Genomic DNA, 14,437 nt, shown 5'->3' with positions numbered 1-14,437 from the left:
CTTGCCACGGGTGGCGGGTGGCCGACGCAGCGAAGTAAAGGGGGAGGGGCGGGCGCAGCCCGGCCCGGAGGACATGAGCAGCGACGGCCACCCGTCGCCCGTGGCGCGCTCATGCCAAGCGCGATTGGGCAACAGACATGATTGAGCTTTCTGGAATCCGCAAAGCCTTCAACCAGGGCCAGCACAACGAGTACTGGGCGCTCAACGGCATCGACCTGGCCATCGAGGCCAACAAGGTCACGGCGCTGCGCGGGCCGTCGGGCTCGGGCAAGACGACGCTGCTGACGTTGGTCGGCTGCCTGGCGCGGCCGACCGAAGGCCGCGTGCGGCTCAACGGCACGGACATTTCGGGCCTGCCCGAGCGCTTCCTCACCGAGATCCGCCGCCGCACTTTCGGCTTCGTCTTCCAGCAGTTCAACCTGATCAAGGGGCTGACCGCGCTCGACAACATCATCCTGCCGGCTTACCCGACCGGCCGGCCGCGCAGGGAACTGCTCGAGCGCGCGGAAGGCCTGCTCGCCCGGCTCAACCTCGGCCATCGCCGCGCCGCCAAAGTGGAATGGCTCTCCGGCGGCGAGCAGCAGCGCGTCGCCATTTGTCGGGCGTTGATCAACGACCCGGAGGCGCTGATCGCCGACGAGCCGACCGCCAACCTCGACACCCACCTGGCGAAGGAATTCATGGCCATCCTCGAGGGCCTCGCCGGCGAGGGACGCACCATCCTGCTGACCAGCCACGACCCGCTGGTCACCGAATCGGATGTCGTCGATCGCGTCGTCGAGATGCGCGACGGCCAGATCGTGGATGAACGGTAAGTGATCTTTCAGCCTGCGATCATCGCGCTGCTGCTTTCCTCGGCCATCTGCGTGCTGGCGCTGGCGGCGAGCGCGCCCTTCGCCCTCGAGGTGATCCGCCGCTGGGACATCGCGAGCGGCAGCGAGCGGCAGCTCAAGCTGGAGCGGCGCACCTACCTGTTCTCGACGCTGCTCGCCTTCGTGCTTGTGGCGCAACTGGCCTCGGTGCTGCTGTTCGTCTTCAACGCCGAGAAGATGTCGGGCATGTTCGTCGGCGCCATGTGCGCGGTGGGCACGCTCAACGTGAACCCCTGGGGTTTCCCGGCGCTCAACGCCAAGATCGCGCTGTTCTTCCTCGCCGCGATGTGGCTGGCCATCAACCACGTCGACAGCCGCGCGCGCGACTATCCGCTGGTTCGCATCAAGTACGGCCTGCTGCTCGCCCTGGCGCCGCTGCTGGCGGGCAGCGCCTGGCTGGAGGCGCAGTTCTTCCTCAACCTCAAGGCCGACGTCATCACCTCCTGCTGCGGGAGCCTGTTCTCCGAGGGTTCGAAGACCATCGCGGCCGAAGCCACGGCGTTGCCGCCGCTGCCGGCGATGTTCCTGTTCTACGGCGCCATGGGCCTGGCCATCGCCGCGGCGAGCTACCAGTGGGCGTTCGGCAAAGGCGGCTATTTCACTGCGGCGGGCGCCGCGCTCGGCTTCGCCGCCGGCATCAGTGGCATCCTGTCCTTCGTCTCGCTCTACATCTACGAACATCCGCACCACCACTGCCCGTTCTGCGTGCTTAAGCCCGAATACGACTACCAGGGCTACGCGCTCTATGTTCCGCTGTTCGTCGCCACCGCCGCCGGCCTCGCGGTGGGTGCCATTCGGCCCTTCGCCGGCGTCGCCAGCCTGAAGAGCATCGTGCCCGAGTTCTCGCGCCGGCTCGCCGCCGTCGCCAGCATCGGCTTCCTGTTGGCCACCGCGGTGGCCACGGCCATGATCCTGCGCTCCAACCTCGTGCTGCTCGAACACTGATGCGCCGCCTGCTCATCCTCCTCACCATGCTGCTCTCCGCCTGCGGCAGCGAACCGCCGGTCAATCTCAACACCGGCGACATCGCGCCGACCTTCCAGACGACGCGCCTCGACGGCATGGCTGCCCACTTTCCCGCAGCCTGGGCCGGCAAGCCGGTGGTGGTGCGCTTCTGGGCCGACTGGTGCAAGTACTGCGAAGGCGAGATGCAGGCGATCGAGAAGGTCTACCAGCGCCACAAGGGGAAGGGGCTGGAGGTCATCGCCGTCAACGCCGGCCAGGATCGCAAGACGGTCGAGGCCTTCATCAAAAAGATCGGCGTGACCTACCCGGCGCTGCTCGACGAGCAGGCGAAGATCGCCAAGCGCTACGGCGTGGTCGGCCTGCCCACCACCTATTTCGTCGATGCGAAAGGCGTCGTGCGCGGCAAGGTGATCGGCGAGGCCGACGAGGCGACCTTCGAGCGCCATGCGCTGCAGTTACTCAACTGAGGCTCAAATGAGCGACCCCAAGAAGCCCTGCGACCTGTGCAGCCTGCCGGTGGGGGTGAAGCCGTTCACCCTGACCGCATCCGGCGGGACGCTGGAATTCTGCTGCGAGGGCTGCCTGGGGATTTACCAGATGTTGAACGAGATCAATGAAATCCCGGCGGCCGTGCCGGACAATCAAGCCACGAAAACCTGAGAGGGGCGGCATGAGCAGCGGAGGGGGCCCCGTGAGCAAAGCGAATGGGGGCGTAGCGGCCGCGAATGCCGCCAGGCGCCGACCCGTAGGACATTCAAGATTCAACAAGCGCAAGGAGGCGCAGACGCCATGATGACCGAAGAGATGATGAAACAGATGCCCGCCCACATGATGGGCAACGGCATGGGAATGATGGGCCATCCGGTCGCGCAGGGCGCGATGATGGCGGCCACCGGCTTCGCCGCCGGCAAGGGTCTGCTCGGCGGCACGCTGCTGCGCAACCCGCTGGTGCTGCTGGCCGCCGGCGCCGCCGCCGGCTATCTGCTGTTCAAGTACGAAAAGGAGATCATCCAGGCGCTGTCCAAGGCCACCGGCATGGGCAAGGACTTCGTGCTGCAGCAGAAGGAGAACCTCGACGACCTGATGGCCGAGGCGCAGGAGAAGGAAGCCCAGCAGGGCGCCGCCGCCGCCGCGCCGGCCGAGGCGCCGAAGGCGTAGCCATCGCACCATGAACGCCGCCGATCTCTCCCGCCGCATCGTCGTCCGCCATCGCGAGGCCGGCTACCTGCGCCTCGAGCTGCCGGGCGAGATCTGCCATGCGGCGGCCGCCGCCGTGATCGAGCAGGGCCTGCGCGCCGTCGCGGGGGTCTATCGCGTCACCGTGTATCCGGCCGACCGCCGGCTGGCGGTGCGCTACGACGCCCACGCCTGCGGCGTCGCCGACGTCGCGCGCGGGCTCAAGAACCTGCTCGGCGAGCTGCCGGAGCCCGCCGCCGGCGTGGCGCCATCGCCCGTGCCCGCGGCGCGGCCGCTGCCCACGCTGCGCGACATCCGCGCCCAGGCGCGCCGCGCCTTCGCCGACCTGCGCGCGCGGCTCGAGCGGCTGCGCCAGCCGGGTGCGCCGGCCGGATCGCTGCAGGCCAAGCTGCAGCCGATGCTGGCCAACGCCCTGACCGAGAAGGCCGTCACCAACTTCCTCAACGACATCGTCGCCTTCTACCTGATCAAGGTGCATTGGGAACTGATCACCCAGCGCTGGCTCAAGGACCCGGTGAAGTACGGCAACGCCTGGCTCACCACCTTCTACCTGGTGTTCCTGCTGGTGCGCTACCGCAAGTCCATCGCCAAGCCTGTGCCGTTGCCCGCGCCGCCGGCCCCGGTTCAGACTGGCCAGCCGTGAAGCACTTCCGCGTCGTCCATCGCCTCACGCGCCGCATCCGGCTGATCGCGCCGGCACTGGCGAAGCAGCCCGAGCGCTGCTACATCCTCGAGATCCTGCTGAGGAAGCACGGCGCGGTGAGGGACGTGAAGAGCGTGCCCGAGATCGGCTCGGTGACGCTGCACTTTGATCCGGCGCAGGCGAGCGAGGAGCGGCTGCTGGCCGTGGTCGATGCGGTGATCGGCAACATCGCTGCCGCGCCGCCTCCCGCCGCCGTCCCGCCAGCGCCGACTTTTTCCGGCACAGCCATTCCCGACGGCCCGGCGCAGGAATGCAACGCCGCCGTCGAGGGCATGACCTGCGCCTCCTGCGCGCTGCTGATCGAGATGAAGCTGCAGCGCGACCCGCGCGTCGATTCCGCGGCGGTGAACTTCGCCGCCGGCACGGTGACGGTCAGGGGCCATCTGCCGCGCGAGGAACTGTTCGCCGCGGTGGGCAAGCTCGGCTACGAGGCGCGGCCGATGGACACGCTGGCGCAGCGCCGCCTGCTGGTCGAGCGCGAGAAAGCCCGGCTCGAACTGGCGAGGAAGCGCCTGCTGCAGGCGGCCCTGCTGACGGCGCCGGTGATGGTCTCCGGCATGCTGATGCACCGCTCGCCCGCCTTGCGCCTGATGGAGTTGGTGCTGTCCACCGTCGTGGTGTTCGGCAGCGGCGGCGAGATTTTCAAGAAAGCCTGGGCGCTGGCGCAGCAGCGCGAGGCCAACATGGACACGCTGATCGCCATGGGCGCCGGCGCCGCCTGGGCCTACAGCCTGCCGGGCGTGCTGCGGCCGCACCACCACGTCTATTTCGAGTCCGCCGCCGCCATCGTCGCCTTCGTGCTCGGCGGGCGCTACATGGAAGAGCGCGCCAAGGGCAAGGCCTCCGAGGCGATCAGGAAGCTCATCGAGCTCCAGCCCGAGACGGCGATCTGCGTCACCGCCGCCGGCGACGAAACCGTGCCCATCGACGAGGTGCAGTTCGGCGACCGCCTGCGCGTGCGCCCCGGCGACAAGGTGCCGACCGACGGCGTGGTGGAGCAGGGCGGCTCCAGCGTCGACGAGGCCATGCTCACCGGCGAATCGCTGCCCGTGGCCAAGGGCGTCGGCGACGCCGTGGTCGGCGGCACGCTGAACGGCAACGGCGCCTTCGTCATGCGCGTCACCGCCGTCGGCGGCGACACCGTGCTTTCCGGCATCGTCAAGCTCGTCGACCACGCGCAGGGCGCCAAGCTGCCGGTGCAGAAGCTGGCCGACCGCATCTCGGCGCGCTTCGTGCCGGCCGTGGGCGGCATCGCCGCGGCCACGCTCGCCGGCTGGCTGCTGGCCGGCCACCCGCTGCCGCGCGCGTTGTCGCACGCCGTGGCCGTGCTGCTCATCGCCTGCCCCTGCGCGCTGGGGCTGGCCACGCCCACCGCCATCATGGTCGGCACCGGCCAGGCCGCGCGGCGCGGCATCTACATCCGGAAAGGCGAGGCGCTGGAAACCGCGGCGCAGCTCGACACCCTGGTGTTCGACAAGACCGGCACCATCACCGAAGGCAAGCCGGTCGTCACCGACTTCCTGCCCGTGGCCGGCCGCGATGAGAGCGCCACGCTCGCGCTGGTGGCCGGCGCCGAGAGCCATTCCGAGCACTTCCTGGCGCGGGCCATCGCCGCCTGGTGCAAGGCGCGCGGCGTGTCATCAGGCGACGCCGAAGCGCGGAGCAGGGGCCCCGCTTGCGGGGATGCGACCGCGGAGGCGGATGCGGCGGCCGCGCTTCGGAGCTCGGCGTCGCGCATCCCGCTTGCGGGCGCTACGCCCCCACCGGGTGGGGCCCCCTCCGCTGCAAGCGGTCGCCCGACTTGGTCCTTCGAAGCCGTGCCCGGCAACGGCGTGCGCGCGCAGTCCGAGTCCGGCGAGGTGCTGGTCGGCAACGCCGCGCTGCTCGAAGCCGCGGGCATCGATTGCACGGCGCAAGCCGCGCAGGCCCAGGCCTGGGCCGAGCAGGGTAAGACGCCGGTGTTCGTCGCCATCGACGGCGCCGTCGCCGCGCTGTTCGCGATCGCGGATAAACCGCGCGAGGGGGCGAAGGAGGCGATCGCGCTGCTGCACCGGCTGGGGTTGAAGACGGTGATGGCGACCGGCGACGTCGAGGCGGCGGCCAACCACATCGCCCGCGAGGTCGGCATCGACCGCGTCATCGCTCGCGCCACGCCGGCCGACAAGCTGGAACTGATCCGCAAGTTGCAGGAGGAAGGGCACAAGGTCGGCATGATCGGCGACGGCATCAACGACGCGCCGGCGCTGGCCGCCGCCGACGTCGGCTTCGCCATCGGCGGCGGCGCCGACATCGCGGTCGAGTCGGCCGACATCACCCTGGTCGGCGGCGACATCGCCCGCGTCGCGGGCGGCATCGACCTTTCGCGCCGCACCATGAAGATCATCCGCCAGAACCTGTTCTGGGCGCTCGGCTACAACGTCATCTCCATCCCCGTCGCCGCCGCCGGCCGGCTCAACCCGATGATCGCCGCCGCGGCGATGGCGATGAGCTCGGTGTCGGTGGTCACCAACTCGCTGCGGCTGCAACGGCGCTGACGTGGCAGGATGGCATCGGCAACGGCCCGCCCGTCGCCAAGTCGGATTGACATAGCCGCTGCGCCGTACCAAGCTGAAGCAGTTCGGCCCGACTGGCCGGGCAAGGGAAGCTCAGGAGGTGCGATCATGCGTCAGTTCAAACTCGGCAAGGCCTTCACCCTGATGGAATCGGGCCCGGTCGTCCTCGTGACGACGCGCGACGGGGAGAAGAGCAACATCATGACGATCTCGTGGATGATGGTGGTGGACTTCATTCCCCGATTCGCCCTCACCACCGGTGCGTGGAATCACTCTTTCGCCGCGCTGCGCAAGCACCGGGAATGCGTCATCGCGATTCCCACCGTCGACATGCTGGATCAGGTGGTCGGGATCGGCACGTGTTCCGGCATCGACACGGACAAGTTCGCCAGGTTCGGCCTCACGCCCGAGGCAGGCAAGATCGTCAAGGCGCCGTTGATCAAGGAATGCCTGGCCAACATCGAGTGCAAGGTCATCGACATCGTCAGTCGGCACAACATCGTCGTGCTGGAGGGCGTCGCCGCCTACATGAATCCTGCGCGCAAGGAAAAGCGGACGATCCATGCCGTCGGCGACGGCACATTCATCGTCGACGGACGCAAGCTCGACCGCAAGAAGATGATGGCCCCCAAGCTGCCGCCCGGCCTCTAAGCCGCTTGGGCACGACTGTCACGACCATCCATCAGGAAAGCAGCCGGTCAGCTTTGTCGGCCGGAGCTGCCACCCGAACCTCATGCTGATTACATCAGCTGACGGCCAGGAGCGGACTCTGGCCTAATTCCCACGAAGCGGCTGTTCATTGATGCCGAGAGCATTGTCAGCGGCCGCCATGCGGAGCAGAATGGGTCTGGTTGACACACGATCGCTGTAGTAGGTCCTACAAAATTGACACAACCTTCTGATTCGGCAGTGAAACGCGGTCGTGCGGATGAATTAGCCAGCCTAGTGTCGGAAAGTTTTCCGACTTTTAGGCGCCAGACATTACGTTGGGCGAACTGTCTGAATTGCTTTGACGCGGAAAGCGTGGCATGAGCAGAGCACAAGAACTAATTGACCTTCCGAGTGAGAGCCTTTCTGTCGAGTTGAAGCAATGGATCGACCCGGACTCCCCCGAAGGGATTGCGAAGATCGCGCGATCTGCTTTGGCCCTTCGGAATTTCGGCGGGGGGTATCTTGTAATTGGGTTCATGGACGACACCCTCGCCCCAGATACCACGAACGTGCCTTTGGATGTCCACGGTGCATTTCACCTCGACAAAATCCAAGGGCTTGTGTCGCGTTACGCATCAGAACCCTTCGAGATCACGGTGTCGTTCCCGACCCGTGGGGAGCAAGCATATCCCGTAATAGAGATTCCCCCGGGTATCAAAACACCGGTGGCAGCAAAGGCTGACTTGATCCACAACGGGCAGAAGTTGATTACAGCCGACGACGTCTATGTAAGAACGCTAAGGTCTAACAACACACCGAGCACATCGAAGGCAGGGTGGAAGGATTGGCCGAAGGTAGTAGAGGTGTGTTTTGACAACCGGGAGGCGGACATCGGTCGCTTCTTGCGTCGTCATTTGAGCGGCGGAAATTTGACCGTGCTGCAGGAACTGTTAGGCGGACTTGCTCAAGGTGGTGAACCGGTACCGACGACCGAAGAGTTGGCTAGGGCGTTACTTCAAGAAGGGGAATCCAGATTTCTAACGGCGTTGTCTCAGCGAAAAATCGAACTTCCTTCGCATGGCACGTGGGAGGTTGCTCTCGTAATAAGCGGGGCTATCGGGCAGTTCGCAGCAAATCGGGACTTTCTCAATCTCTTAGATTCAACCAACCCAGACTATACGGGGTGGCCAGTTTGGCTCGATAGCAGAGGCTTCACCGACACACAATCGCGCCCTTACGTCCTCGATGGAGGATGGGAGGCGCTCATAGTCAGTTTGGATTCCGGGTGGTCGAATCACATTGACTTCGAGAGATTTGATCCAAAGGGGCATTTCTACCTTCGGCGCGCCCTTCAGGACGACATTTCAGGCTCCGAGCGCGCCCCGGCCCCAATGGTTGCAATGGATTTTGCATTGCAAGTTATCAGGGTTGCTGAAGCTCTAGCTGTTGGGACTGCGTTCGCAAAAGCGATGTCTACTGATCCAGAGAAGACCGTCGCAACGTTTGCGCTACGCTGGACACGACTGAGAAATCGAGAACTCCACTCTTGGGCTAACCCAGAGCGATACATCTCACCCGGGCGCCGAGCGCATCAGGATACTGTCGAGTCGACGGTCACGATTCCGTCTGACGTCGCAATATCCGGCCTAGATGTTTTCGTAGCCAAGGCACTTGGTCCGCTGTTTGAGGTGTTTGATGGATTTGTTCTAGGACAAGCCGTTTATGAGGATCTGACAAAACGGCTCATTGAAAGAAAGCTCTAGGTGAGGAACGCGGTTCGCCCAACCCATCATTCCACCGGACCTGCGCGAAAAGCCGCGCAGGCCGGTGAATTCAAACGTTGGGGCGCAGAGAGATGACTCGCGTATCGAATGAGCAGAAGAATTTGAACCGCCTCGCAGGCGAGTTCCTCGTCGCGTCACGGCTCACGCAACGCGGCTACATGGTCACGCTGCAATGGGGCACCACTATCGGCTATGACATTCTAGTTTTCGACAAAGCCGGAAATGTCGCGTTCCTGGAAGTGAAGTCTTCTGCAAAGTATTCACGCCGCTGGATTCTTCAGAGCAAATACGCCTCACCTGAAAAGGACACAATTCCTCTTTCTCGGCGATTTGTCTGCTGCGTCGACCTTGCAAACGGACAGCTTGCGCCTGAAGTATTTGTCTTTCCGGCTGCAACTGTTGCCAAAGGACTTCACTACTTTTTCAGCAGCAAGTTTCCGAACAGCGCCAGTTACCACTTGTCACTCGACTTTAAGCCACAGGGGCGCACCAAAGAGTCTGGCGTTCAAACTGTCGGTGAGTTCATCGGTTCCGACAGATTTATTGACAACTACTCTTTGCTGGGCATTGAGCCGGTAGTGGCATGAAGTCTGCGTGCCAACCCGGCAGTCGAGCGGCCTTGCGCATAGAGTCGCGGAAGGCCGCTCACTTCTACGTTAGCCCTCATCAATCCTTTCACAAATTGCCTTCCACAGGAGCACGATAGCGATGACCGACCAAAGCCGAGCAGCACTCGACCTCCTACGTTTGGACGAGAAGCTGTCATGGGTCTCTGAGCAGTTGGTTGCCTCGTTCACCGAAGGAATCACCCACAGCGCAAAGGAAGAGACTGGTCTTGGCCAGCGGAATTTCTTGGATTCAATGGACCTGACACCGCGAGAGCGAACTAAGCGCGAAAAGTATGAGATGTCACGTCCGTATGACGAAAGCGAAAAGATGGAGCTTATTCAATTTGCGCTCAAAGAGATATTTGTCACATTACCTTCTATGCAGGACGCTACAGCTAAGGCTCTGCGGGACCTAGGATCACGAGCATCAGCAATTGAATTCTCGGCCCCCGATGATGAGGAACGCCCCGACGGGGGCTATCAGCGCTCGCTGCGGGACGGTGCAGTGGATGCTGAAGACCTTTCAGAGCGATTTGCCGCGTTCCGTGAGAGGCTTGCCAAATGACCAGCCTCGCGGATTTACAAGCTGCCTATAACACTCTATTGAGTGGCTATGCACCAGTAGCATCATCCGGCCAAGCGAACGACGCATTCGAAGTGTATGTAATGACTTTGGCACTTCGGGCAGCCAGGGAAGAAGGTGCGTCAGTCAGCTTTGAATCAGCCTCGGGCACCCATAATCCATCCCCTCTCCGATTTCGAACTGCTCCAGGCCGCATCTACTCTCCCGCTAACGACTATTCACATGCGCGCATTGACTTTCCACAAGGACTGTCATTTGAAGCTCATGTCGGCGTCTACGTTGAAGGGCTTGCTGGCGTCTTGCATGAATGTGACATTGCCGTGATCGAGGCAGCTGAAGCCCAGTTTTGCCGAAGGAACTGGGTACATCCCAAGAAGGCCGACGTGCTAATGACTGCTGAATGCAAGTTCTACACTGGCAAACTCGGCATCGCTCTCGGGCGGGAATTTCTCGGCACCACGGCGGACCTTGGCTCCGATGGGCGCTTCATGCTAAGCAATAGTGATGGCCGTTCAGTCGACCGTGTGCTTGCGCACCATAAGCGGAAACGCCACTTTGGTCTTACTCCACTGAACGCAGATTCGGAAGTCCAAGTGGTTGCTCAGTTCCGAGAGGTATTTCGGAATGCAAGAGCCAAGCGCCGATAACGCCATGAGGGCTAACCCTGCGTTCGAGGCGACCTGCGCAAAAGGCCGCGCAGGCGCCTCAACACCACGTTAGATCGCCAGCACCCGGGGGTCGTATGCTTCGTATCAGTTCAAGTATTTGGTCGCACCACTCAATCACAACTGGAAAGAAATATCCGTTAAAGGACGTTCTCTCCAGCATGCCCGTCGAAATTGCAACGTTTCGAGAATTGGTCAGAGCCGTAGCAGAAATCTCGTACCACAACCCTGAGCAGGTTCTGTTTTATCGCGGGCAAGCCAACCAATACTGGAAGAATACGGAAGATGGTCAGCGCATCAACAGCTTTTACCCATCCATCTACCGTTTACCCGGCCGATCTTTAACGGAAAATGCGCTTGAAGAGCGATACAGAACACTCCAACAACAGTCTGATGCACTCCTCAAAAGACTTAAAGAAGAAGGGATTCGCGGTCATGACAAACTTGCCAAGTTTTCGGAACTCACGTGGGCAATTTTGCAGCACTATGAAGTTTGCCCAACTCCGTTTCTGGACGTCACTCACTCTCTGAGAGTGGCAGCATCTTTTGCGCTCAATGATGCAGAAGACGCTGGCTATCTTTATATATTTGGGTTCCCACACCCAAATGGAAGCATTACATACTCGGTTGAACACGAAATTATCAATATTCGCCTACTGAGTATCTGCCCACCAGAAGCACAGCGACCATATTTCCAAGAAGGATTTCTTGTTGGAACATTTCCATCGAAGCGCCTTCGCAAACACCCGAGCCTCGACACGGGAGTCCGGCTGATTGCCAAATTTAAACTGGTAGCTAAGGCATTCTGGGACGAGAATTTTCACGCCATTCCTACTGAGGCACTCTACCCCGGAGATGATCGAATCAAAGAGATTTGCTCACAGTTAAAGACCACGTCTGAAAACGATCCAACCATCGCTTTAACTCGGACGCGCCGTAAGCGGCGTGCCGGTTAAGCAGAACGTTGAACGTCTGCTTTCGCACCCAAGCTAGTTCCGCTATGGGTCGCTAGCAACGATCAAGGCCGCGACTTCGCAAAGTCTGCTTCGACCGAACACCCGCCGCGAGGACGGCGGCTTCACATAGGCTCGCGAACCCGCGAACGCCTCACCTGAATCGACAGGGCCGCCTACCCCTCCAGCGCCTTGCCCACCACCTCGGCCACGTCTCGCGCCAGGCCGGCGCAGTCGCGGATGCGCTCCAGCGCGGCGCGGGCGTGGGCCTGCCGCGCGGCGTCGACCTGGCGCCAGCGGTCGAAACTGCGGGCGATGCGGGCGGCGACCTGCGGGTTCATCGCCTGCAGCTCGGTGATGACGTCGGCCGCCAAGCGGTAGCCTTCGCCGTCGGCGGCGTGGAAGTGGCGCGGATTGGCGGCGCAGAAGGCGCGCACCAGCGCATAGACCTTGTTCGGGTTCCTGATGTCGAAGGCGGCATGGCGCATCAGCTCGCGCACGCGCGCCGCGGTGCCGGGCAGGCGCGAGGTGGCCTGCACCTGCAGCCACTTGTCGACCACCAGCGCCTCGCCCTGCCAGCGTGAATGGAAGGCGTCGAGCGCCGCCGTGCGCTCGGGCGCGTCAAGGTTGGCGAGCGTGCCCAGCGCGGCGATCACGTCGGTCATGTTGCCGGCGCCGCTGCACTGCGCCGTCAGGCGCGGCATCACGCTGGCATTGAGGTATTCCGCGTCGCTTTCGGCGAGGTAGCCCAGCACCAGGTTGCGCAGGGCGCGGCGACCGACCTGCGGGCCGTCGGGAGAGTAGGGCTCGGTCGGGGCGAGGGCGGCCCACGCCGCCTCGAACCGGTCGCGCAGCCGCGCGGCGAGGTGGCGGCGCAGGGCGATGCGCGCGCGGTGGATGGCCTCGGGGTCGATGGCCTTGCCTGCTCCCGCCATTTCCTCGGCCAGCACCTGCTCGGCCGGCAGGATCAGCGCCTCGGCGGCGAGTGCCGCGTCGTGGCGCAGGCCGTCGTCGAGCACGCGCGCGACGGCGGCGACGAAGGTGTCGGGAATCCAGTCCGTGCCTTCGCCGCCGGCGGCGATCCCCGCGAGCAGGATGCGGGTGGCGAGGCGCTGGCCGGCTTCCCAGCGGTTGACCGGGTCGCTGTCCCAGGCCATCAGGTGGGCGAGTTCTTCGTCGCCCTGCGCGAAATCGAGATGCACCGGCGCCGAGAAGCCGCGCAGCAGCGAGGCGACGGGCGCGGCGGGGATGCCGTCGAAGACGAAGGTCTGGCTTTGCTGCGTGAGCGGGAGCACCCGGGTCTTCTCGGGCAGGGCGTCGCTGCCGTCGGGCAGCACGAGGCCGAGGGCGACGGGGATGTGCAGCGGCCCGTCGTCGATGGCGAGGCCCGCCTCCTGCAGGCGCTTTTCGTAGGCGGTGGGGGCGAGGCTTTGCGTCAGCGTCAGGGTGTAGCGCCGGGCCTGCGCGTCGTAGCGGCCCTCGGCCTTGAGGTGCGGCGTGCCGGCGCGGGCGTACCAGCGGCGGAACTGGGCCAGATCCACGCCCGAGGCGTCCTGCATGGCGGCGACGAAGTCCTCGCAGGTCACGGCCTGGCCGTCGTGGCGCGCGAAGTAGAGGTCCATGCCGCGGCGGAAGGCGGCTTCGCCGATCAGGGTGTGGATCATGCGCACCACCTCGGCGCCCTTTTGGTAGACGGTGGCGGTGTAGAAGTTGTTGATCTCGGCGTAGGAGGCCGGGCGGATCGGGTGCGCCATCGGGCCGGCGTCCTCGGGAAACTGCGCGACGCGCAGCGCCCGCACTTCCTGGATTCGCGTGACGGCGCGCGAATGCACGTCGGCGCCGAACTCCTGGTCGCGGAAGACGGTGAGGCCTTCCTTGAGCGAGAGCTGGAACCAGTCGCGGCAGGTGACGCGGTTGCCGGTCCAGTTGTGGAAGTACTCGTGGGCGACGACGCGGTCGATGCCCTGGAAGTCGGCGTCGGTGGCGGTGTCGGGGCGGGCGAGGACGTATTTGGTGTTGAAGATGTTGAGGCCCTTGTTCTCCATCGCGCCCATGTTGAAGTCGCCGACGGCGACGATCATGTAGTGGTCGAGGTCCATCTCCAGCCCGAAGCGGCGCTCGTCCCAGGCCATGCTCTTCTTCAGCGCGGCCATGGCGTGGCCGCACTGGTCGAGCTTGCCCGGCTCGACGTAGACCGCCAGCCGCACCGTGCGGCCGGACCGGGTGGCGAAGCGGTCTTCCAGCACGTCGAGCTTCGCCGCGACCAGCGCGAAGAGGTAGCAGGGCTTGGCGTAGGGGTCTTCCCAGCGCGCCCAGTGGCGGCCGTCGGTGGCATCACCCGTTGCGACGAGGTTGCCGTTGGAGAGCAGCTGCGGAAAGCGCTCGCGCGCGGCCTCGATGGTGCAAGTGAAGCGCGCCATGACGTCGGGCCGGTCGGGGTAGAAGGTGATGCGGCGGAAGCCCTGCGCCTCGCACTGGGTGAAGTAGCCGTCCTTCGAGCGGTAGAGCCCGGAGAGCTGGGTGTTGGCGTCGGGCGCGATGCGCACGCGGGTGGCGAGCGTCAGGCGCTCGGGCAGCGGCGCGCCGTTGGCGCTGGCGATGGCGAGGCGGTCGTCGGCGAGGGCGTAGCAGAAGGGCGCCAGCGCGGCGCCGTCGATGGCGAGCTCCTGCAGCGCCAGTTCCTCGCCGTCGAGCACCAGCGCGCCGCCGGGACCGGCCGGATTGCGCCGGCAGGCCAGCGTGGCGCGCACCTCGGCGTGGGTGTCGTGGATGGCGACGTGGAGGTCGACCGTGTCGACGAGCCAGGCCGGCGGGGTGTAGTCCTTGAGGTAGATGCTTTGGGGGGTGTCGGTTCTCATGGCGGCATTTTAGGGCGCTTCGGCGCGTGCCATCGGGGATCGGGC

Annotated in this window: 14 protein-coding genes; 13 read left to right on the top strand and 1 reads right to left on the bottom strand. The window is 64.3% G+C overall.

What is annotated here, in order from left to right; all coding sequences use genetic code 11:
• The first annotated feature begins 137 nt into the window (after positions 1–137).
• From EJE94_RS13695 to EJE94_RS13635, 13 genes are all read left to right on the top strand, one after another.
• Positions 138–815, top strand: coding sequence for an ABC transporter ATP-binding protein (locus EJE94_RS13695; protein ID WP_121243015.1), 678 nt, complete (start codon positions 138–140; stop codon positions 813–815).
• Complete coding sequence (locus EJE94_RS13690; protein WP_121243013.1) at positions 816–1,817, top strand: hypothetical protein; 1,002 nt, start codon at positions 816–818, stop codon at positions 1,815–1,817. It abuts the gene before it with no gap.
• A complete protein-coding gene (locus EJE94_RS13685; RefSeq protein ID WP_121243011.1) occupies positions 1,817–2,305 on the top strand; it encodes a TlpA family protein disulfide reductase in 489 nt (162 codons plus the stop codon). The genes EJE94_RS13690 and EJE94_RS13685 overlap by 1 nt, the downstream gene beginning before the upstream one ends.
• Positions 2,306–2,312: 7 nt before the next feature.
• Positions 2,313–2,498, top strand: a complete 186-nt coding sequence (locus tag EJE94_RS13680) for a metal-binding protein (protein ID WP_121243009.1) — start codon at positions 2,313–2,315, stop codon at positions 2,496–2,498.
• 129 nt (positions 2,499–2,627) lie between these two features.
• Complete coding sequence (locus EJE94_RS13675) at positions 2,628–2,996, top strand: hypothetical protein (protein WP_121243007.1); 369 nt, start codon at positions 2,628–2,630, stop codon at positions 2,994–2,996.
• Positions 2,997–3,006: 10 nt separating this feature from the next.
• Complete coding sequence (locus EJE94_RS13670; RefSeq protein WP_121243005.1) at positions 3,007–3,678, top strand: hypothetical protein; 672 nt, start codon at positions 3,007–3,009, stop codon at positions 3,676–3,678.
• Positions 3,675–6,272 (top strand): heavy metal translocating P-type ATPase, encoded by a 2,598-nt coding sequence (locus EJE94_RS13665; RefSeq protein ID WP_207855977.1) that lies wholly within the window; start codon positions 3,675–3,677, stop codon positions 6,270–6,272. The genes EJE94_RS13670 and EJE94_RS13665 overlap by 4 nt, the downstream gene beginning before the upstream one ends.
• 126 nt (positions 6,273–6,398) lie before the next feature.
• Positions 6,399–6,941 carry a flavin reductase family protein gene (locus EJE94_RS13660; RefSeq protein WP_121243003.1) on the top strand — a complete coding sequence of 181 codons (543 nt, stop codon included), beginning with the start codon at positions 6,399–6,401 and terminating at the stop codon, positions 6,939–6,941.
• A 377-nt stretch (positions 6,942–7,318) separates the two neighbouring features.
• Positions 7,319–8,704, top strand: a complete 1,386-nt coding sequence (locus tag EJE94_RS13655) for an AlbA family DNA-binding domain-containing protein (protein WP_121243002.1) — start codon at positions 7,319–7,321, stop codon at positions 8,702–8,704.
• A gap of 122 nt (positions 8,705–8,826) precedes the next feature.
• Positions 8,827–9,312, top strand: coding sequence for a protein NO VEIN domain-containing protein (locus tag EJE94_RS13650; protein ID WP_207855976.1), 486 nt, complete (start codon positions 8,827–8,829; stop codon positions 9,310–9,312).
• 121 nt (positions 9,313–9,433) lie between these two features.
• Entirely contained in the window at positions 9,434–9,898 is a 465-nt protein-coding gene (locus tag EJE94_RS13645) for a hypothetical protein (RefSeq protein ID WP_121242998.1), read from the top strand.
• Positions 9,895–10,563, top strand: a complete 669-nt coding sequence (locus tag EJE94_RS13640; protein WP_124962469.1) for a hypothetical protein — start codon at positions 9,895–9,897, stop codon at positions 10,561–10,563. The genes EJE94_RS13645 and EJE94_RS13640 overlap by 4 nt, the downstream gene beginning before the upstream one ends.
• Positions 10,564–10,658: 95 nt before the next feature.
• Entirely contained in the window at positions 10,659–11,537 is an 879-nt protein-coding gene (locus EJE94_RS13635) for an FRG domain-containing protein (RefSeq protein WP_121242996.1), read from the top strand.
• A 173-nt stretch (positions 11,538–11,710) separates the two neighbouring features.
• Here EJE94_RS13635 and pepN read toward each other — a convergent pair whose 3' ends face one another.
• The gene (pepN, locus tag EJE94_RS13630) at positions 11,711–14,392 is read right to left on the bottom strand and encodes an aminopeptidase N (RefSeq protein ID WP_121242995.1); all 2,682 of its coding nucleotides are present in this window, start codon (positions 14,390–14,392) and stop codon (positions 11,711–11,713) included.
• Positions 14,393–14,437: the final 45 nt, after the last annotated feature.

It is taken from the genome of Sulfurisoma sediminicola (genome assembly GCF_003865015.1).
GTDB classification, from domain to species: Bacteria; Pseudomonadota; Gammaproteobacteria; order Burkholderiales; family Rhodocyclaceae; genus Sulfurisoma; species Sulfurisoma sediminicola.
Note: the sequence above shows the minus strand (reverse complement) of the source record. Positions and strands in the feature narration are given on the sequence as shown.